The following is a 17,080-nucleotide window of genomic DNA, read 5'->3' as shown; positions in this document are numbered from 1 at the left end:
CCGCCCCGCCTCAGCCCTCCTGGCGGATCCCGGCGGGGTAGAAGCTCTTCCGCTGCACCCAGCGGAAGCCTTCGTGCTTGGTGATGGCGGCGATCTCGACCGCGCCGCCGACGCTCTTCGGCAGGAAGACGGCGAAGCGGACGAAGCCGATCGTGGTCTCCACCAGGAAGCGCGCCAGTTCGATCGCGTCCTGGATCGGCATGGCGGGAACCGACAGCGTCGCATAGAGGTCGCGGACCAGTTCCTGCTGCAGCCGGCCGGCCTCCTGTGGCGGCATGCCGTGCTTCACCAGCGCATCGCCGATATCGAAGCCGAGGCCGAGGATCAGCCGGTTGAGCGCCTCGTACTGTCCGTCCCACAACACGCCGAAGCTGGTCTCCTCCATGATCCGGCGCGGCGGCGGGCAGGCCTGCCCCGTCATGCTGACCTCCCACACCTCGGCGAGCGGCCGGCCGGCGGAGTAGCCGCAGAGCCGGAGCTGGAGGTTGGTCGGCTCCGGGCAGGGCGCGGCTTTCTCCTCGAAGAGGAAGGCGCGCAGCCGCCCGGCCACCTGCTCCATCGTGTAGCGCTCGGGGTCGAGGCGCCAATCGCGATGCGCCGGATCGTGCCCGGCGAAGCGCCGCCGCAAATCCTTCAGGAGGGTCTCGATGGACTCGTTGCCGATGCCGCCTGCCCCCGTGGACATCGCCCCGATGGGCAGGCCCTCGCAGAGATTCGTGATCTTGTTGGCGTGGGCATAGACCTGCCCGCTGCCCATGGTGCCCGCGCTGTCGGCCGCCATGACGACGCCGTCGTTGATCTTCACGGAAACGATGATGGTCACGGTGCAGCTCCTGTGCCGCGGCATCTCGCTGGCGACAGCGATCGAAGGTCCTGCCGCGCATCCGGTTCCGAGAGAAACTCCGGCGCCCCGCCGGTCCTGCGCAACTGCGCGGAAGCAGCGCGGGCAACACCAGGAGGAGGCGACTGCCGCAGGCGCGATCGCCCGCGCTGCCTGTCACCCGCAGCAGGGTCGCGTGGTCCAGGTGCAGGCTGCCGGGCAATGCACCCGGACCGGGAAGGCAGGCGCCGATCGTGGCGGAGCCGATCCTGCGTGAGCAGCGCCACCATCACCGCCAGGGCGGCTACCGCGGATTGGCGTTCAGAACCGAAGGCGATCCGCTGTGGTTCATGGCTTGTAGGGCAGATCCAGGCTTCGGGGCGTTCACGCCCGTCCGCGATCCGCTCCAGGACGAGAAGCTGATCGTGTTCCAGGATCCGCCTGCGCCCGCGGACGGACCGATCTCAGGAACGCGCGGGGTGCGGTCTCCTCGCAGGTCGCCCGAGACCGGGCTCACTCACCCGCTGCGGGGGATACGCGACGCGGGCGGCCGCTCGGCAAGGGATCGCTGGCCGGCCCTGTGCCGGCGGCCGCGGTCCCGCACATGGCGGTCAAGCTCCGTCGTCGCCTTGTCGGCGGCAACCTCGGCCGCGGCGGCCAGGATGCGCCAGCGCCGCCGATAGCGGATCGCGCCCAGCAGCTTCCCGATCAGGCCTGCCATGGCGATCCGGCTCCTTCCTGCGCGGTCTCGCGGCCCGCGGTCGCCCTGCCGTGCCGCAAGCGCGAAGCAGATGGCTCCGGCCCGTTCGGACATCGCGTGGACCAGGCCATCGGTGCCTGGACGCCGGGCGGTGGATCGCCTGATGACAGCCTTTCCCCGGCGCCACCCGTCTGCTCGCCGCGCCGCGGCGGATCACCCGCCATTTGACAGGAGATCATCGACATCATCGGACCAGATGGTCAGCAAGCCGGACGCATCCTGGGCCTTCATCTTGATCTTGTTCAGCGCAATGGCCTCGATCCGCCGGCGTGCCAGGGCGAAGGACCTGAGCTGATCGGTCGGCCTGTAGCATCGCATCTCGCTCAGGTCCTCAAGGGCCATCAGGGAGATGGCACAGGCGATGCGGCGCCCATCGTCCACGATCTCGAAGCGTAGATGCCTGCCGTCGCACCGTGGATGCACCGCGATCGGCCTGGTGTTCAACTCGGTCATGCCCGATGGCTCCCTGCGCGACGAAACATCCCCGGCCACCGGTCGGCCGGGCCACCGCAACGGCGCCTCAAAGGCGGTCCGCCGCCTGCGCCTCTTCCAGTTCGCGCGGATCGACGGCCAGCACCTGGACGAGTGCTCCGGCGCCGTTTGCCTGGCGCGTGATCGTGGTCGAGACACGGCGGTAGGCCGGGAAGGAGAGACCCTCGAGCATTTCCTCCTCCGTCTCGACCGTGTAGGTGCCGGCCGGCTGCGGTCCCCCGGCGCTCTTCATGGAAAAGGGGCGCCGGAACACGACGGTACTGGTCTGCGTGCGGGTGGGCATGATTGCGCTCCTGCGCCGGGGCCTGCGCCGCTCCGCCCGCCGAGACGTTCGGGTTCGTGAGCAGCCCGCCCCGGGCAACGCGGCCTACCTCCTGCGGAGGAGTTGCCGGCGAAGCCGCAACCTGGGTCGTCTGGCGGTTTGCCTGATCGATATGGCGATGACAGGCCCCATCTCCTCATCACAGAACAGCGTGCGCGTGCCTGCCGGTGCATGGCATGGCAGGTCGGGACGCCTTGGCAGCACTGGTGGCACGGGCGACGTTGCGCTCCCCTGTCGCCGACACGCTGCACGAGGGGCCGAACTCAACCTCGCCCTGGCCGACGCGCAACCCGGCGGAGTGCCGGGCCGATTGGCTTCCAGAGGTTCCCGCGGATCCGACGGAGTGGTTGCCGATATCCGGGATGCGGCACTCGCACGCGCGCTGGCGACGGCCACGGCAGCGCCCGGCGGCCGCCTGACCGCCCTGCACTCGCCCGGGACCGCATGCGGCATGGCTCGAGCCTCCCGGTCAATGACGCTCGGTGCCTTTGGCGGCCCGCAACGCCTTGCCTGCCCGCCTCGCGCCCGCGGCGTTTGACCTCGATCTCCCGATCCCCTATCAGGGCGACACGCAATGTTATAACATCGCGGAGACACCATGCGACGCCGCCTGCTCCTCACCCTGGCCGCGGCATCGGCCGCCCTCCCCGCTGCGCATCGGCAGGTGGTGGCGCAGACCCCGCGCGCCGATGCGAGGCTCCCCGTCACCGCCTCCTTCTCCATCCTTGGCGACATGGTGCGTGAGGTTGGCGGCGGGCGCGTCGCCATACGGAGCATCGCGGGCCCGGAGGCCGATCCGCATCTCTTCCAGCCGCGCCCCTCGGACGTGCAGGCCATCCAGGAGGCGCGTCTGGTCGTCCGCAACGGCCTCGCCTTCGAGCCGTGGTTCGACCGCCTGATCCGGTCCGCCGGCTATGCCGGGCCGGTGGTCACGACCACGGATGGCGTGCAGCCGCGCGGCATGGAGAACCACGAGCACGGCCACGACCATGGCGACGGGGTGACGCGGCGGCGACAGCACTACGTGCCCCCACGGCAGGTGGCCGACCCGCATTGCTGGCAGGACCTGCGCCTCGGCCAGGCCTATGTCCGTTCGATCGCTTCCGGGCTGGCGGCGGCCGACCCGGCCGGCGCCGACCTCTACCGTCGCAACGCCGATGCCTACCTCCAGCGCCTGGCGGCGCTGGACGGGTGGGTACGGGCGCAGATCGCAACCGTGCCCCCGGCGCGGCGGAAGGTGGTGACCAGCCACGACGCCCTCGGCTATTTCGGCGATGCCTATGGCGTCCGGTTCCTGCCGGCGCAGGGCATCATGCCAGAGGGCCAGCCCTCGGCCGCGCAGGTGGCGGCGCTGATCCGGCAGGTGCGGGCGGAGGGCATCACCGCCGTCTTCCTGGATGCGCCGGGGAGTGCCCCGGTCCTGCGCCGGCTGGCCGAGGAGGCGGGCGTGCGTGTCTCGGGGCGGCTCTACGCCGACGCGCTCTCGCCGCCGGACGGGCCCGCCCCCAACTACGAGGCGATGTTCCGCCACAATGTCGGCCTGCTGGTGCCGGCGATGCGGGGGAACGCGTGATGCGCCTCACCCTCGCGGCCGCGACGCTCGGCCTTCTCGCTGTCTGCGCCGCCCCGGCCCGGGCCCAGCCGGCCCCTCCCGGGGTTGGCTTCCCGCAGATCGCGGGCGAGGCCAATCTCGGTCTCTACACGCTCGGCACCCCTGGCTCGACGGACCGGCGGCAGCGCGGCGCCAGCAGCTTCCTGTTCGGCGAGATCGCGGGCGGCCTCCATCTCTCGCCGCAATTCTCGATCCAGGGCTTGCTCCATGTGGAGCCGGTCGGCGAGGTGGAGCCGAACGGCACCTGGACCGGCCTGCGTTACCAGGGCGCCTATATCGAGACCCTCAGCCTGAACTGGCGGCCGACGGAGCGGCTGAACCTGTTCGGCGGCAAGTTCTCCGCCCCCTTCGGCTATGGGCACCACGTCTTCCCGGGCATCCTGCCGCTGATCCGCGCACACGAGACCTACCTGATCCGGGAGTCGGCCGGCTTCGGCGCCACCGCGACCGTCATCTCCAGCGAGCGCTTCGGCGAGCACGACCTGTCGGCGGCGGTGTTCACCCTCGACACCAGCCTCTTCTCCAATACCGCCTTCACCCGCAAACCCTGCTGCGAGGGGGATTTCGAGCGCTTCCGGCGGAACTACCGCGCCCAGGGCGGCGCCGGGAATACCGGCCGGCTCGACAATTTCGCCATTGCCCTGGATGGCGACCGGATCGGCTGGCTGCCCAACTTCTCCTACCACCTCGCGCTGCTCTCACGCGGTCCGGGGCGCGACGGGACGGACCGGGAATGGGGCTACGCCGCGGGTGCCCGCTACCAGGTGTCCTGGCAGCGCGACCTGCGCACGCTGTTCTACGCCGAGCATGTCGAGTTCCGCGGTGCCGGCGGCCGTCCCCTTGAAGCGGGTCCCGAGTTGTTCGACGAGGATGAGGGCGGCTCCCTGCCTTCCGAGGTCGCGGTCTCCGAGCGGCGGCGCTTCACCACCCTCGGCGCGCAGACGACCTATGGGCCGTGGCGCGCGAACATCGCCTGGCAGCGCGACCAGCGGAAGCGTTCGGTCAACCCGGTCCCGACGGCGAGCTATCTGGAGATCTCGGCCGGGCGCGAGCTGTTTTGGGGCTTCAGCGCCGATATCGGCTACCAGTATGCGCGCTACCCGCTTGAGGACGAGGGCCGGCGGGGGCAGTCCAACAGCCTGCTCGGGGTCCTGCGGTACCGCGCCAGCTTCTGAGCACGGCATCCCGCCGCTGCCCTGCCCGCGAGCGGTCGCGGGCGGTGGCGGGATCTCACGGACCACCGAACCCGATGCCGTCGGGCCGGCGGGGGGAGGCGGGCAAGCCCCCGAAGACCGCGGGCGGCCCCGCCCAGCCCTTCAGGATCGGCGCCCGGCCTCCGGCGCCACATCCCGCGGCAGTGCCACAAGGCGACCAACCGGGCCGAGCAGGACGCAGGCCCGCGCGCTCGTGGCAGACCAGCAGCCTGGTTCACGGCCGAGGCGACCGGGAGCCTGGCGCGCCGAGCCCGAGGAGCCGGCGCGCTTCCTCCGGCGTGGCCGGCCGCCGGCCACGCCGGGCCATTGCGTCAGCCGCAAGGCGGACCAGCTCGGCATTGCTTGCGGCAAGGCGCTCCTTCGAGACCCGGATGTTGTCCTCGAGCCCGGTGCGGACCCCGTCCGCGCCGCGGGCCAGCACCCATTCCATCACCCGGGCCTGGTCGGCGCCGATCCCGGCCGCAGTCCAGGTCGCCTTCGGCAGCACGCGGCGAAGCTCGCCCAGCAGGATGTCGAGCAGGTGCTCCTCGGCAGGCATCGCGTTCTTCACGCCCATGACGAACTGCACATGCGGCCGCTCATCCATCAACCCGGCCTCGACCAGCCGCCTGGCGCCGTGGATGTGCGAGAGGTCGAAGACCTCGATCTCCGGTCGGATTCCATTGTCTCGCATCCTGCCCGCCAGGTCGGTGACCAGCGCCGCGGAATTCTCGTAGACGATGGTCGGGAAATTGACCGAGCCGGTCGAGAGCGAAGCCATGTCGGGCTTGAGGCAGAGCGCGCTGCCTCGCGCGGCGGGGTCGCGGCCCCGCCCGCCGGTCGAGAACTGCACGATCATGCCCGGGCAGTACTTCCTCACCCCTTCTTGCACCTGCGCGAAGAGCGCCGGGTCGGAGGCCGGACTCTCGTCCGGGTTGCGGACATGGATGTGGACGAGCGAGGCACCCGCCTCGTAGGCCGCATGGGTGCTCTCGATCTGCTCGGCCGGCGTGACCGGCACGGCAGGATTGTCCTTCTTGCGCGGCACCGATCCGGTGATGGCGACGGAGATGATGCAGGGGCTGGCCATGATGTCCTCCCAGGGATGGGGGCGCGTGGCCTTGCCCGCGCCCCCTGGCGGCAACGGTATGGGCGGCTACTCGGCCGCGACGGGAAGGGCGGCGGCCGGCACCGGCTTGCGGGCCGCGCCCTTCGCCAGCATCGCCGCACCGGCGAGGAAGGCCGGCAGCGCGGCGACCGTGAAGACCGTGGCAAGGTCCCAGCCCATCGAGAGCAGGACGCCGCCCACCATGGAGCCGAGCACCGAGCCGGTGCGGCCCACGGCATTGGCCCAGGAGACGCCGGTGGCGCGGCTCGCGGTCGGGTAGTAGGCCGCGGCCAGGGCATTCACCCCCACCTGGGCGCCGGCCACACCGAAGCCCGCGCCGAAGATGGCGAAGACCAGCAGCCAGGGCTGCGCGGTGGCGCTGCCGAGCAGCATGACGAAGCCGCCGGCGAGCAGGTAGGACGCCGCCAGCACCCGGTGCGGGTCGAAGCGGTCCATCAGCCGGCCGATCAGGATGGCGCCGACCGTGCCGCCGGTCGCCAGCGTCGCCGCCATCAGCGAGGCATGCCTGAGCGAGAAGCCCGCCGTGGTGATCAGCAACGGCAGCCAGCTGGACAGCAGGTAGAAGACCAGCAGGCTCATGAAGAAGGTGGTCCAGATCAGCAGCGTGCCGGTGGCGAGGCCATCCTTGAAGAGTTGCAGCATGGGCGAGCCCTGCGGCCTGCGCACGCCGGTGAAGCGCGCGTCCTCCAGCGCCTCCCCCGGGGCGATCCGGCGCAGCACGGCGGCGATCCGCGCCGACGGTGCCTCGCGCAGGGCCAGGTAGCGCGGCGATTCCGGCAGCAGCACCCACAGGACGGGCACCAGCAGCAGCGGCAGCACGCCGCCCAGCACCAGCAGCCCCTGCCAGCCATAGGCCGCGACGATATGGGAGGCGGCGAGGCCCGCGGCCGCCGAGCCGATGGTGAAGCCACAGAACATCAGCGTCACCAGGCTGGACCGCTTGCGCTCCGGGCAGAATTCGGAAGTCAGGGTGATGGCCGCGGGCATGGCGCCGCCGAGGCCGATGCCGGTGACGAAGCGCAGGCCGACCAGCCATTCGATATCGGGCGCGAAGGCCGAGGCGACGGTCGCCGCGCCGAAGAAGGCGGTGGTCGCCACCAGCACCGGCTTGCGGCCCCACTTGTCGGCCAGCGGGCCGAAGACGAAGGCGCCGACCATCAGGCCGAACAGCCCGGCGCCGAAGAGCGGCGCGAGTTGCGCCGGCGTCACGCCCCATTCCGCCCGCAGCGCCGGCGCGATGAAGCCGACGGCGGCGGTGTCGAAGCCGTCGATCGCCACCACCAGGAAGCAGAGCGCGATGACCAGCCCCTGGAAGCGTGAGACGGGATGGGCGTTAATGACATCCTGGATGTCGATGCTGCGTTGCGTGATCACTTGAAGTCTCCCTCCTGAAGGCACCGGCGGGTCGTGGCAGGCCGCCCGTCCCCGCCGGTGGAGGGACGGCCCGAAGCTGGCGGGTTGCGGGACGGCGCGCCGGGGCGGCGCGCGGGGGTCAGCCGATCGCCGAGGGATGCCGCGCGAGCGGCGTCACCGCGATCTCCATGAAGGGGAAGAGCGGCAGCGTGGAGAGGATCGCGTGCAGCTCGTCGTGGTCCGCCACGTCGAAGACGCTGACATTGGCGTATTGCCCGGCGATGCGCCAAAGGTGGCGCCACTTGCCCTCGCGCTGCAGCGCCTGGGCCCGGGCCTTCTCCTCGGCCTTCAGCGCCTCGAACCGCGCGGGGTCCAGCTCGTGCGGCACGCGCACATCCATGCGGACGTGGTAGAGCATCCTCTCCTCCTCACTGCCGCGCGTAGCGACGCAGCTTGTCCTGATCGAGCGTGACGCCGATGCCGGGACGGTTCGGCAGGTGGACCTGGAAGTCGGCGAAGCGCAGCGGCTCCTCCACCAGGTCGTCCACCAGGATCTGCGGGCCGAAATGCTCGCAGCCCCAGGCCAGCTCGCGGAATGTGGCGAAGGCCTGGAGATGCGCCGCGGCGCCGATCGAGCTCTCCAGCAGGCAGCCGCCATAGAGGCCGATGCCGGCCGCCTCGGCCACCGCGGCGACCTTGCGCAGGCCGAGCAGGCCGCCATGCTTGACGAGCTTCAGCGAGACCGCATCCGCCGCCGCGGCCTGCGCCACGGCCAGCATGTCATGCGCGTCGAACACGCACTCATCCGCCAGCAGCGGCGGCGTGCCGGGCCGCGCCCGCAGCCGCGCCATTGCGCCGATATTCCAGGCCGGCACCGGCTGCTCGACCAGCGCGATGCCCATCTCGGCCAGCCGGGGCAGGCAGCGCACGGCGGTGGTCTCGTCCCAGGCCTGGTTGGCATCGACGATCAGCCTGGCGCGGCCGTCGAGGGCGCCGGCCAGGCGGCCCAGGCGGGTCAGGTCGGCCTCCGGCGCCTGGGCGCCGATCTTCACCTTGAAGGTCCTGTGCAGCCGGGCGGCGAGCTTCCTCTCCGCCTCCTCGATCTCCTGGCCGGGATCGCCGGAGGCCAGGGTCCAGAGCACCGGCACGCTCTCCCGCACCTTGCCGCCGAGCAGCAGGGCGGCGGGCACGCCGAGCGTCCTGCCGACGGCGTCGAACAGCGCGGTCTCGATCGCCGCCTTGGCGGCGTTGTTGCGCCTGGCCGCGGCATCCAGGCGGGCGCCCGCCGCCTCGAGCCGGTCGGCCGGCAAGCCGATCAGGGCGGGGGCGAGGTAGGCGTCGATATTGGCCTTCATGGCCTCGACGCTCTCCTCGCTCCAGCGCGGGCCGCCGAGCGTCGCGGCCTCGCCGATGCCCACTGCGCCATTGGCCAGGCGGAGTTCGACGATGACATAGCTCTGCGCCGTCACCGAGGTCTGGGAGAGCTTGTGGCGGCGGACCGTCGGCACATCCACGATCGTGCTGCGGACGGATTCGACGGCGAGGTCGCGCCAGAGATCCGCGGGGATGGTGATGGTGCTGTCGGGCATCGCTTGGCTTCCAATGGGGACGCGGAAGGGGGTGGCGGCGCGCGCCGGAGCGCGCCGCCTGGGCTCCCCGCCGGGGCGGGAGCGGATTGTCGGGAAGGAACCGGCCGTCTCGCGGCGGCCGGGCCTGCCGCCTCAGACCGAGGCGTGTGCGCGCTCGACGACCGTCTTCGGCGCCGCCGCGGTCTCGGCATGCAGGACGAAGTCGAATCCGATCTCGGCATAGGGCGCGTTCAGGCCCCTGGCGTGGATCGCGGCCGCATCCGTCACCCGCTTCACCTCCGGGATCAGGCCGTCCCGCGTGGCGAAGGCGAAGTCGTCATGCAGGTACTCGTCGCCGTCGATGTTGATCTGCGTCGTCAGCTTGCGGTAGCCGGGCGCGACGACGAAGAAGTGGATATGCGCCGGGCGGTGGCCGTGGCGGCCGAGCGCGTCAAGCAGCTGCTGCGTCGGACCATCCGGCGGGCAGGCATAGCCATTCGGCAGGATGGAGCGGAAGCGGTAGCGGCCCTCCGCATCCGTCTCGATCCGGCGGCGCAGGTTGTACTTGGACTGGGACGGATCGAAGCCCGAATAGCCACCCTTGGTGTTGGCATGCCAGACATCGATCACCGCGCCGGCGACCGGCCTGCCATGGGTGTCGCGCACCTGGCCCTGCATGAACAGCACCTCGCCCTGCTCGGTGCCATCATCCAGCCGCGCCTCGCCCTTCGAGAGCGGCGCGCCGGCGAGCCAGAGCGGGCCCTCGATGGTGCGGGGCGTGCCGCCCTCGAGCCCGGCCTTCCGCTCCGCCTGGTCCATGCGCAGGTCGAGGAAGGTCTCGAGGCCAAGGCCCGGGACCAGCAGCCCGACCTCGTTCGACTGGCCGAGGCGGGTCAGGTAGCCCATCGCCGTCCAGAACTCGTCCGGCTGGATGTCGAACTCCTCGATGGTGCGAAAGAGGTCCGACACCACGCGGTGGACGATGCGCTTCAGGCGCAGATCGCCATTGCCGTCGCCCAGGGCGCTGACCTTCATCAGCAGGTCCTTGACCTCCTTGGTCTCCATCAGGCTGTCGCTCATCACTCGTTCCTCCGTGTCGGTGGTCATGGCCGGAAGCCGTCCGGCCGACGGTGGTCAGCCGAGGTCGCCGCCCGCCACGGGCAGGGTGACGCCGGTGATGTAGGAGGCTTCGTCCGAGGCCAGGAACAGGATCGCAGCCGCCTGCTCCTCCGCCGTGCCGTAGCGCTTCATGAGGCTGGACGAGATGGTCTGGTCCACGATCTGCCGGTACCAGGCGCTCTCCTGCTCGGTCGGCGGTACCGCGTTGCGTGGGACGCGGCGCGGCGGCGCTTCCGTCCCGCCGGGCGCGACACCACAGACGCGGATGCCGGCTTCGGCATATTCCCAGGCGAGGCAGGCGGTGATGGCGTTCACCCCGCCCTTCGCCGCGGCGTAGGGGACGCGGTTCAGCCCGCGCGTGGCGACCGAGGAGACATTGACGATCACGCCCCCGCCTGCGGCCAGCATGGCCGGCAGCACGGCCCGGCAGCACCAGAGCGTCGGGTAGAGAGAGCGGCGGATCTCTGCCTCCACCTGCTCCGGCGCGTATTCGGCATAGGGCTTCGCCCAGATCGTGCCGCCGACATTGTTGACCAGGATGTCGATGTGGCCGAAGGCGCCCTGCGCCGTCTCCACCGCCGCCTGGGCGCCGGTGAAGTTCTCGAGGTCGGCCTGGACGGCGATCGCGCCCTCGCCGGCCTCCTGCCGCACCTCCTCGACGAGGGGTGAGCGGTCCACCAGGGCGACCCGTGCTCCTTCCCGCGCCAGGCGCAGCGCGACCTCGCGGCCGATGCCCTGGGCGGCGCCGGTGACCAGCGCGGTCCTGCCGGCGAAGCGGTCGGGATAGGTCCTCATCGCCGCCTCACGCCGCCAGCCGCTGCGCGTCGGCAGGCGCGCTCGGCGAGAACTTCTCATAATGGAAGCTCGCCGGCGTCACGCCCTGGGCGCCGAGCCAGGCGCGGACCGCATCCACCATGGCGGGCGGGCCGCAGAGATAGACATCCACCTCGCCGCCATGCAGCTGCTCCGGCGCGATATGGGCCGTGACATAGCCCTTGCGCGGATGCTGGCTGGCCTCCGCCGCCACGACGGTCGAGAAGCTGAAGCTGTCGATCCGCGCGGCGTAGTCCTCCAGCGCATCGACCCCGACGAGATCGGCGTCGTTGGTGACGCCATAAACCAGGTGGACCGGCTGGTCGCAGCCCGTCCCGACCAGCTTCCCCAGCATGGAGAGGAAGGGCGCGAGGCCCGTGCCACCCGCGAGGAAGAGCAGCGGCCGCGTCACCTCCCGCAGGTAGAAGCTGCCGGAGGGGCCGGTGAATTCCATCGCCGCGCCGGGCCTCGCCGCCTCGCGCAGCCAGGTGCTCATCAGCCCCTGCGGGATGTCGCGCACCAGGAAGGACAGCGCATCAGCGCCCGGGGCGGAGCTGAAGGAGTAGGCCCGCCGCTGCTCGGTGCCCGGCACGCGCAGGGAGACATACTGGCCCGGCAGGAAGGCGAGGCCGGCCGGCGCGTCCAGCGAGAAGGCGATGCTGGTCTCCGACAGTCGCTCGACACTGCGCAGGCCGACCTCGTAGCTCTGCGGCCTGGTCTTGCAGGCTGCAGAGGTGCTGGGGATGGCGACCACCAGGTCGCTCTCCGGCCGCGCCTGGCAGGCCAGCGCCAGGCCCTCGGCCGCCTCCTCCTCGGTCAGCGCGTCCTCGATATAGGACCCGCCGTCATAGCGGCCGGACTCCACGCGGCACTTGCAGGTGCCGCAGGCGCCGTCGCGGCAATCGAGCGGGATGTTGATCCCGAGGCGGTAGGAGGCATCGGCGATGGTCTCGCCGGCCCGCGCCTCGACGAAGCGCGTGACGCCATCCTCGAAATTCAGGGCGATGCTGTGGCCCATGGGTTTCGTCCTCCGGTGCGCGCGGCTCAGATGTGGTAGATGTCGACGACGTGGTGGATGTAGTCGTTCTTGAGGACGACCTTCTTCCGCCGGATCAGCGGCCGCTCGCCGGTGGCGTCGATGGTGTAGAAGGAGGTCCCGAAATAGGTGTCGGTCGTCCTGTAGCGGAAGCTGTAGGTGACCCAGTTGAAGCGCAGCTTCACCAGGCCGCCGGCCTGCTCCAGGATCTCGACATTGCCGATGTTGTGGCTGGTGCGGGGCTCCGGCAGGCTGGTCGCGCTGCTGCGCTCCGTGCGGATGCGGAAGACGCGGTCCTCGAGGCCGCCGCGGTCGCCGTACCAGATCAGCGAGATCTCGGTCTGCGGGTCCTCGGTCAGCCGGTCGTCGTCGTCCCAGGACGGCATCCAGAACTCGGCATCCGGCGCGTAGCAGGCCAGCCAGGCATCCCAGTCCTTGTCGTCCAGGGTGCGGGCCTCCCGGTACAGGAACTGCTCGGCATCCTGCTGCGTGAAGCCAGTGCGGGCGGGCGCTTCGATGGTGGCGGACATGGTTGCGTTCCTTCTCAGCCCTGGGCCTTGCCGGCCAGCGCGCGCTGCATGGCTTCCTGCCAGTACTTGTGCTGCACGACGAAGAGGCCCTCATCCTCGGTCTTCGTGCCGCTCATCAGCGGCTTCAGGCCGATCGCCTCGGCCGCCGCGTCGGGGCCGGGGATCCAGTGCTTCGCGCCGCGGGTCATGTCGTTCCAGCGCGCCGCGCGGGCGTTCATGGAGAACTGGCAGGCGCGGAATTCCTCCAGGTCGTCCGGCGTCGCCATGCCGGAGGCGTTGAAGAAATCCTCGTACTGGCGGATCCGCCGCGCGCGCGCCTCCGGCGCCTCGCCCTTCGGCGCGATGCAGTAGATCGTCACCTCGGTCTTATCGACCGCAATCGGGCGATAGGTGCGGATCTGCGAGCTGAACTGGTCCATCAGGTAGACATTGGGATAGAGGCAGAGGTTGCGGCTGCGCTGCACCATCCAGTCCGCGCGCGCCTGGCCGAACTGCGCCGCCAGCGCCTCGCGCCGCTCCCAGTTCGGCCGATCCTCCGGGTTCGCCCAGTTGGTCCAGAGCAGCAGGTGGCCGTTCTCGAAGGAGTAGAAGCCGCCGCCCTGCTTGGCCCAGCCGCCGGCGCTCATAGCGCGGACCTTGTCCTCGCGCTCCGCTTCCTTGCGTCGGCCGGTGGTGGCGGCGTAGTTCCAGTGGACGGCGGTCACGTGGTAGCCGTCCGCGCCGTTCTCGGTCTGCAGCTTCCAGTTGCCGTCATAGACATAGGTGGAGGAGCCGCGCAGCACCTCCAGCCCCTCGGGCGACTGGTCCACGATCATGTCGATGATCTTCGCCGCCTCGCCCAGATGCTCGACGAGCGGCTTCACATCCGGGTTCAGGCTGCCGAAGAGGAAGCCGCGATAGCTCTCGAAGCGCGCCACCTTCGTCAGGTCGTGGCTGCCGCCCTTGTTGAAGCTCTCGGGATAGCCGGCGCCCTCGGGGTCCTTCACCTTCAGCAGCTTGCCGGTGTTATTGAAGGTCCAGCCATGGAAGGGGCAGGTATAGGTGGACTTGTTGCCGCGCTTGTGCCGGCACAGCATGGCGCCACGGTGGCTGCAGGCATTGATGAAGGCGTTCAGCTCGCCCTGCCGGTTCCGCGCGATGAAGATCGGCTGCCGGCCCATCCAGGTGGTGAAGTAGTCGTTGTTGTTCGGGATCTGGCTCTCATGCGCCAGGTAGATCCAGTTGCCCTCGAAGATGTGCTTCATCTCGAGCTCGAAGAGCCCGGGGTCGGTGAAGATGTCGCGGGAAACGCGGAAGACGCCCCGGTCGGCGTCGTCCTCCAGCGCGGTGTCGACCGTGGTCTGGACGTTGTCGAGCATGGTCGGTCTCCTCAGTGTTCTTGGTGTCCGTGGGGGTCGGGCTGGCCAGTGGCGGAGGCACGGATGAGGTCGAGCAGGTGGCGCGTGCAGGTGCCGCACTGCGCCCGGGCGCCGCAGGCCGCGTAGATCTCGCGCGGGCGGGTGGCGCCCTCGCGGATGCAATGCGCGACCTGGCGGTCGCTGAGGCCGTTGCAAAGGCAGAGAACCATGGCCGGAGCCCTCAGCCGGCCCCGCCGGCGGTCCTGCCGGCGGGGGCGCGAGGGGCTGGCGCGGTTCGCTTTGTTGCGCTGACAGGTGGTGGGGCGCTCATTTGTTTCCTCCGATGGCCCCAGGTCGCACCTTTCGTATTGCCGAATCCAAGACTAAATAGGTTCCAACCATACCCTGGAGGTATCGTCTGGAATCCCGGCAGCTCCGCTACTTCGTGACGGTGGCGCGCGAGCGGAACTTCACGCGCGCGGCGGAGAAGCTGCATATCGCCCAGCCGCCACTGAGCCGGCAGATCCAGGCGCTGGAGGAGGAGTTCGGCGTCGCGCTGTTCGACCGCGGCAGCCGGCCGCTCGCGCTCACCGATGCCGGCAAGCTGCTGTTCGATCAGGCGGTGCAGGTGCTCGACCGCATGGACGAGATGAAGGCGATGGTGAAGCGCCTGCTGGAGGCGGAAAAGCCGCGCTTCAGCATCGGCTTCGTCGCCTCCACGCTCTACGGCTACCTGCCGGAGGTGATCCGCCGCTACCGCGCCGCGCGCCCGGGCGTTGAGCTGTCGCTGCAGGAGATGACGACGATGGAGCAGATCGCGGCACTGAAGGAGGGCCGCATTGATGTCGGCTTCGGCCGCATCCCCTTCAACGACGCGACGATCGAGCGAACGCTGCTGCGCAATGAGAAGCTCTGCGTCGCCCTGCCGCTCATGCATCCGCTCGCGTCGCGCATCGGTTCGCTGCGATTGGAGGAGTTGGCGGGCGATGCGCTGGTCGTCTACCCGAAGGCGCCGCGGCCGAGCTATGCCGACCAGGTGCTGGCGCTGTTCCGCGAGCGCGGGTTGCGCCCGGCGCTGGTGCACGAGGTGCGGGAGCTGCAGACGGCGCTTGGCCTGGTGGCGGCGGAGAGCGGCGTCTGCCTGGTGCCGGCCTCGGTCGAGCGGCTGCGGCGCGACAACGTCGTCTACCGGCCGCTCGATGAGGCCGGCGCCGTCTCGCCGATCATCATGAGCACGCGGAAGGGCGACAAGTCGCCGGAGATCGGACTCGTCCTGCGGTTGGTGAAGGACATGTACCGGAAGGAGGGGATCACCTTCGGTGCCTGAGCTTGGGTTTGGTCATGCAGGCAGCGTGGCAGAGGGCACAGGCGACGCCCTCGCGGAGGGCTGGCGGGAGTTTCACGGCGCTGGCGGATTGCCGGGGGAGAGGGCAAGACCCTGCTCACTCCGGGTCGCGCGCCGTATCACGGGGAGGCTGCCGGCAAAGATCGGCGCTGCCTGTGGTAGCAGGCGATGCCCGAGATCCGGCGTCAGGGCCTGCCGCGCACGAGAGTACATCTGCTGCGCACCGGGGGCACGAGCATCTTTCCGGATGCCGCCTGAGCCATCTTCCTGAGCGGCGATCCGGTTGGGCCTCACCGCGGCGTCGCTGCGGAGATCGGCCAGCGTGACGGCTTGGGGCAGACGGAGGCCGGAGCAAGTCCCCTCCGCCTGTTGCCGTTCAAGGCGAATGCCGATTGCCGGCAGCCGATCCCGGAACAGCGTCACGGCGGAGGGCGTCGATGGTGTGGGCGCCCCATCGCCCCTGCACCACGCGACGGGGCATGGCTCCCCGCCGCCTTGACACACCTCGCTCGCGATTCCTGGCGGCCGGCCCGCGCTCCGGATCCCTCGCCTCCGCGGGTGCTCAGACGAGATAGGGCACGCCGTAGTAGTCGTGCACGCCGCGCCCATAGGCCGGGTCGCCCCAGGGTGTCTCGTCGCGGCCGTAGCTGGGCGCGCCCTCGAGTTGCTCGCGCGAGAGATCGACGACATAGCCGCCTTGCCCGGTGTCGTAGGTGAGCTTCTCCCAGGGCAGCGGGTGGTAGCGCTCGCCGATACCGAGGAAGCCGCCGAAGCTCATCACGGCATAGGCAACCCTGCCCGATACCTTGTCGATCATGAGGTTGTAGACCGAGCCGAGGCTATTGCCCTGCCGGTCATAGACGGCGGTGCCCTCGACCTTGTCGGAGGCAATCAGCCGGTCCGTCTCGTTGATGGCAACCTCTCCGCGCGATGCCGCACTGCCCTGTGCTGCCGCTGCGGTGTCACTGTCGCTGCTGCGCGGTACGATATTGTCCTGCACGGTCGTGTCTCCTTCCAGTAACGCGGTCGCCGGTGAGCCTGGCGCTCCGACAGGCGCGACGTGCCCTGCCCGGCCTGGAATCTGCGGCGATCCGGCTCCGCACGGGTCAGACCGCCACGGCGCCGAGCACGAACAGCACCAGGGCGATCACGAGGAAGATACCGAAGAGCACCTTCGCCAGCGTTCCCGCTGCTGCCGCGACGCCGGTGAAGCCGAGCGCGCCGGCAATAAGTGCGATGACCAGGGCGATGATGGCCCAGGTGAGCATGTCGACTCCTCCATCCTGTCCAAGACTGTCCTGCTGCCCTGCGGGCCTGCTCCGCCTCCGGGGCGTGTCTGCTCAACCCGCCCGGCATGTGCCGCCTGCCGGACGCGGTCCGGGGCCATGGCCTGCACTGCCCCGCGCAGGCGCTGCGCCGCCCGGAACAGCCGCTCCATGGAACGGCTGTTTCCGCATCGCTGTTCGGACCTGCGGGCAGGCCCGCTTTCTCCGCCCGACTGCGCCAGCACCGCATGCGGCGGCGCGATCATCAGCGCTGCGATTGCTGCCTTCATCCAGCCTGCCTCCATGGCACCGCACCCATCCTTCCGATGTGGCCATCGGGACAATGCGGGGTGGGTGCGCTGCGCCGCGCAGCGCACCCCGCTCCG

General features: G+C 70.3%; 19 protein-coding genes. 3 read left to right on the top strand and 16 right to left on the bottom strand.

Translation table 11 applies throughout. The features are described 5' to 3' along the window. Positions 1–10: 10 nt before the first annotated feature. From LHA35_RS17830 to LHA35_RS17815, 4 genes are all read right to left on the bottom strand, one after another. Positions 11–823 carry a hypothetical protein gene (locus LHA35_RS17830; RefSeq protein WP_226610496.1) on the bottom strand — a complete coding sequence of 271 codons (813 nt, stop codon included), beginning with the start codon at positions 821–823 and terminating at the stop codon, positions 11–13. 514 nt (positions 824–1,337) lie between these two features. Then, on the bottom strand, positions 1,338–1,541 hold the full coding sequence (locus LHA35_RS17825; protein ID WP_226610495.1) for a hypothetical protein: 204 nt from the start codon (positions 1,539–1,541) through the stop codon (positions 1,338–1,340). A gap of 192 nt (positions 1,542–1,733) precedes the next feature. Continuing rightward, a complete protein-coding gene (locus tag LHA35_RS17820; protein WP_226610493.1) occupies positions 1,734–2,033 on the bottom strand; it encodes a DUF1488 family protein in 300 nt (99 codons plus the stop codon). A gap of 67 nt (positions 2,034–2,100) precedes the next feature. Beyond that, positions 2,101–2,355, bottom strand: coding sequence for a hypothetical protein (locus tag LHA35_RS17815; protein ID WP_226610491.1), 255 nt, complete (start codon positions 2,353–2,355; stop codon positions 2,101–2,103). Between the two features lie 637 nt (positions 2,356–2,992). On the opposite strand from LHA35_RS17815, the gene LHA35_RS17810 reads away from it, so the two are divergent. After that, positions 2,993–3,967: a metal ABC transporter solute-binding protein, Zn/Mn family gene (locus LHA35_RS17810; RefSeq protein ID WP_226610488.1), complete on the top strand. Its 975-nt coding sequence runs from the start codon at positions 2,993–2,995 to the stop codon at positions 3,965–3,967. Continuing rightward, entirely contained in the window at positions 3,967–5,181 is a 1,215-nt protein-coding gene (locus LHA35_RS17805) for a hypothetical protein (RefSeq protein WP_226610486.1), read from the top strand. Before LHA35_RS17810 ends, LHA35_RS17805 begins: the two co-directional genes overlap by 1 nt. Before the next feature lie 253 nt (positions 5,182–5,434). Here LHA35_RS17805 and LHA35_RS17800 read toward each other — a convergent pair whose 3' ends face one another. The 10 genes from LHA35_RS17800 to LHA35_RS17755 all read right to left on the bottom strand — a co-directional run bounded on the left by LHA35_RS17800 (position 5,435) and on the right by LHA35_RS17755 (position 14,314). Next, entirely contained in the window at positions 5,435–6,289 is an 855-nt protein-coding gene (locus LHA35_RS17800; RefSeq protein WP_226610484.1) for a BKACE family enzyme, read from the bottom strand. A 66-nt stretch (positions 6,290–6,355) separates the two neighbouring features. Further along, complete coding sequence (locus tag LHA35_RS17795; RefSeq protein WP_226610482.1) at positions 6,356–7,702, bottom strand: MFS transporter; 1,347 nt, start codon at positions 7,700–7,702, stop codon at positions 6,356–6,358. Positions 7,703–7,820: 118 nt separating this feature from the next. Beyond that, the gene (gene catC / locus LHA35_RS17790; RefSeq protein WP_226610479.1) at positions 7,821–8,099 is read right to left on the bottom strand and encodes a muconolactone Delta-isomerase; all 279 of its coding nucleotides are present in this window, start codon (positions 8,097–8,099) and stop codon (positions 7,821–7,823) included. A gap of 10 nt (positions 8,100–8,109) precedes the next feature. Continuing rightward, the gene (locus tag LHA35_RS17785) at positions 8,110–9,270 is read right to left on the bottom strand and encodes a muconate/chloromuconate family cycloisomerase (RefSeq protein WP_226610476.1); all 1,161 of its coding nucleotides are present in this window, start codon (positions 9,268–9,270) and stop codon (positions 8,110–8,112) included. A 132-nt stretch (positions 9,271–9,402) separates the two neighbouring features. Beyond that, a complete protein-coding gene (catA, locus tag LHA35_RS17780; RefSeq protein ID WP_226610474.1) occupies positions 9,403–10,356 on the bottom strand; it encodes a catechol 1,2-dioxygenase in 954 nt (317 codons plus the stop codon). 27 nt (positions 10,357–10,383) lie between these two features. Further along, positions 10,384–11,163: a 1,6-dihydroxycyclohexa-2,4-diene-1-carboxylate dehydrogenase gene (locus tag LHA35_RS17775; protein WP_226610471.1), complete on the bottom strand. Its 780-nt coding sequence runs from the start codon at positions 11,161–11,163 to the stop codon at positions 10,384–10,386. Positions 11,164–11,170: 7 nt separating this feature from the next. Further along, the gene (gene benC / locus LHA35_RS17770; RefSeq protein ID WP_226610468.1) at positions 11,171–12,199 is read right to left on the bottom strand and encodes a benzoate 1,2-dioxygenase electron transfer component BenC; all 1,029 of its coding nucleotides are present in this window, start codon (positions 12,197–12,199) and stop codon (positions 11,171–11,173) included. A gap of 26 nt (positions 12,200–12,225) precedes the next feature. Then, entirely contained in the window at positions 12,226–12,747 is a 522-nt protein-coding gene (gene benB / locus LHA35_RS17765; RefSeq protein WP_226610466.1) for a benzoate 1,2-dioxygenase small subunit, read from the bottom strand. Between the two features lie 14 nt (positions 12,748–12,761). Beyond that, positions 12,762–14,105: a benzoate 1,2-dioxygenase large subunit gene (gene benA / locus LHA35_RS17760; RefSeq protein ID WP_226610464.1), complete on the bottom strand. Its 1,344-nt coding sequence runs from the start codon at positions 14,103–14,105 to the stop codon at positions 12,762–12,764. An 11-nt stretch (positions 14,106–14,116) separates the two neighbouring features. Beyond that, positions 14,117–14,314 (bottom strand): (2Fe-2S)-binding protein, encoded by a 198-nt coding sequence (locus tag LHA35_RS17755; RefSeq protein WP_226610462.1) that lies wholly within the window; start codon positions 14,312–14,314, stop codon positions 14,117–14,119. Positions 14,315–14,484: 170 nt separating this feature from the next. On the opposite strand from LHA35_RS17755, the gene LHA35_RS17750 reads away from it, so the two are divergent. After that, the gene (locus tag LHA35_RS17750) at positions 14,485–15,411 is read left to right on the top strand and encodes a LysR family transcriptional regulator (protein WP_338050912.1); all 927 of its coding nucleotides are present in this window, start codon (positions 14,485–14,487) and stop codon (positions 15,409–15,411) included. A gap of 580 nt (positions 15,412–15,991) precedes the next feature. Here LHA35_RS17750 and LHA35_RS17745 read toward each other — a convergent pair. Further along, positions 15,992–16,429, bottom strand: coding sequence for a PRC-barrel domain-containing protein (locus LHA35_RS17745; RefSeq protein WP_338050910.1), 438 nt, complete (start codon positions 16,427–16,429; stop codon positions 15,992–15,994). Between the two features lie 106 nt (positions 16,430–16,535). After that, positions 16,536–16,697: a DUF1328 domain-containing protein gene (locus tag LHA35_RS17740; RefSeq protein WP_226610459.1), complete on the bottom strand. Its 162-nt coding sequence runs from the start codon at positions 16,695–16,697 to the stop codon at positions 16,536–16,538. Positions 16,698–17,080 lie beyond the last annotated feature (383 nt).

This window comes from Roseicella aerolata, from assembly GCF_020523605.1.
Lineage (GTDB): Bacteria > Pseudomonadota > Alphaproteobacteria > Acetobacterales > Acetobacteraceae > Paracraurococcus > Paracraurococcus aerolatus.
The sequence above is the reverse complement of the archived record's forward strand: the minus strand, read 5'-3'. Positions and strand labels throughout refer to the sequence as shown.

Bases quoted from the DNA above. Each gene is read 5' to 3' on its own strand.
- LHA35_RS17825 (WP_226610495.1), bottom strand. From the start codon at position 1,541: ATGGCAGGCCTGATCGGGAAGCTGCTGGGCGCGATCCGCTATCGGCGG.
- LHA35_RS17820 (WP_226610493.1), bottom strand. From the start codon at position 2,033: ATGACCGAGTTGAACACCAGGCCGATCGCGGTGCATCCACGGTGCGAC.
- LHA35_RS17815 (WP_226610491.1), bottom strand. From the start codon at position 2,355: ATGCCCACCCGCACGCAGACCAGTACCGTCGTGTTCCGGCGCCCCTTT.
- LHA35_RS17810 (WP_226610488.1), top strand. From the start codon at position 2,993: ATGCGACGCCGCCTGCTCCTCACCCTGGCCGCGGCATCGGCCGCCCTC.
- LHA35_RS17805 (WP_226610486.1), top strand. From the start codon at position 3,967: ATGCGCCTCACCCTCGCGGCCGCGACGCTCGGCCTTCTCGCTGTCTGC.
- LHA35_RS17800 (WP_226610484.1), bottom strand. From the start codon at position 6,289: ATGGCCAGCCCCTGCATCATCTCCGTCGCCATCACCGGATCGGTGCCG.
- catC (WP_226610479.1), bottom strand. From the start codon at position 8,099: ATGCTCTACCACGTCCGCATGGATGTGCGCGTGCCGCACGAGCTGGAC.
- LHA35_RS17785 (WP_226610476.1), bottom strand. From the start codon at position 9,270: ATGCCCGACAGCACCATCACCATCCCCGCGGATCTCTGGCGCGACCTC.
- catA (WP_226610474.1), bottom strand. From the start codon at position 10,356: ATGACCACCGACACGGAGGAACGAGTGATGAGCGACAGCCTGATGGAG.
- LHA35_RS17775 (WP_226610471.1), bottom strand. From the start codon at position 11,163: ATGAGGACCTATCCCGACCGCTTCGCCGGCAGGACCGCGCTGGTCACC.
- benC (WP_226610468.1), bottom strand. From the start codon at position 12,199: ATGGGCCACAGCATCGCCCTGAATTTCGAGGATGGCGTCACGCGCTTC.
- benB (WP_226610466.1), bottom strand. From the start codon at position 12,747: ATGTCCGCCACCATCGAAGCGCCCGCCCGCACTGGCTTCACGCAGCAG.
- benA (WP_226610464.1), bottom strand. From the start codon at position 14,105: ATGCTCGACAACGTCCAGACCACGGTCGACACCGCGCTGGAGGACGAC.
- LHA35_RS17755 (WP_226610462.1), bottom strand. From the start codon at position 14,314: ATGGTTCTCTGCCTTTGCAACGGCCTCAGCGACCGCCAGGTCGCGCAT.
- LHA35_RS17740 (WP_226610459.1), bottom strand. From the start codon at position 16,697: ATGCTCACCTGGGCCATCATCGCCCTGGTCATCGCACTTATTGCCGGC.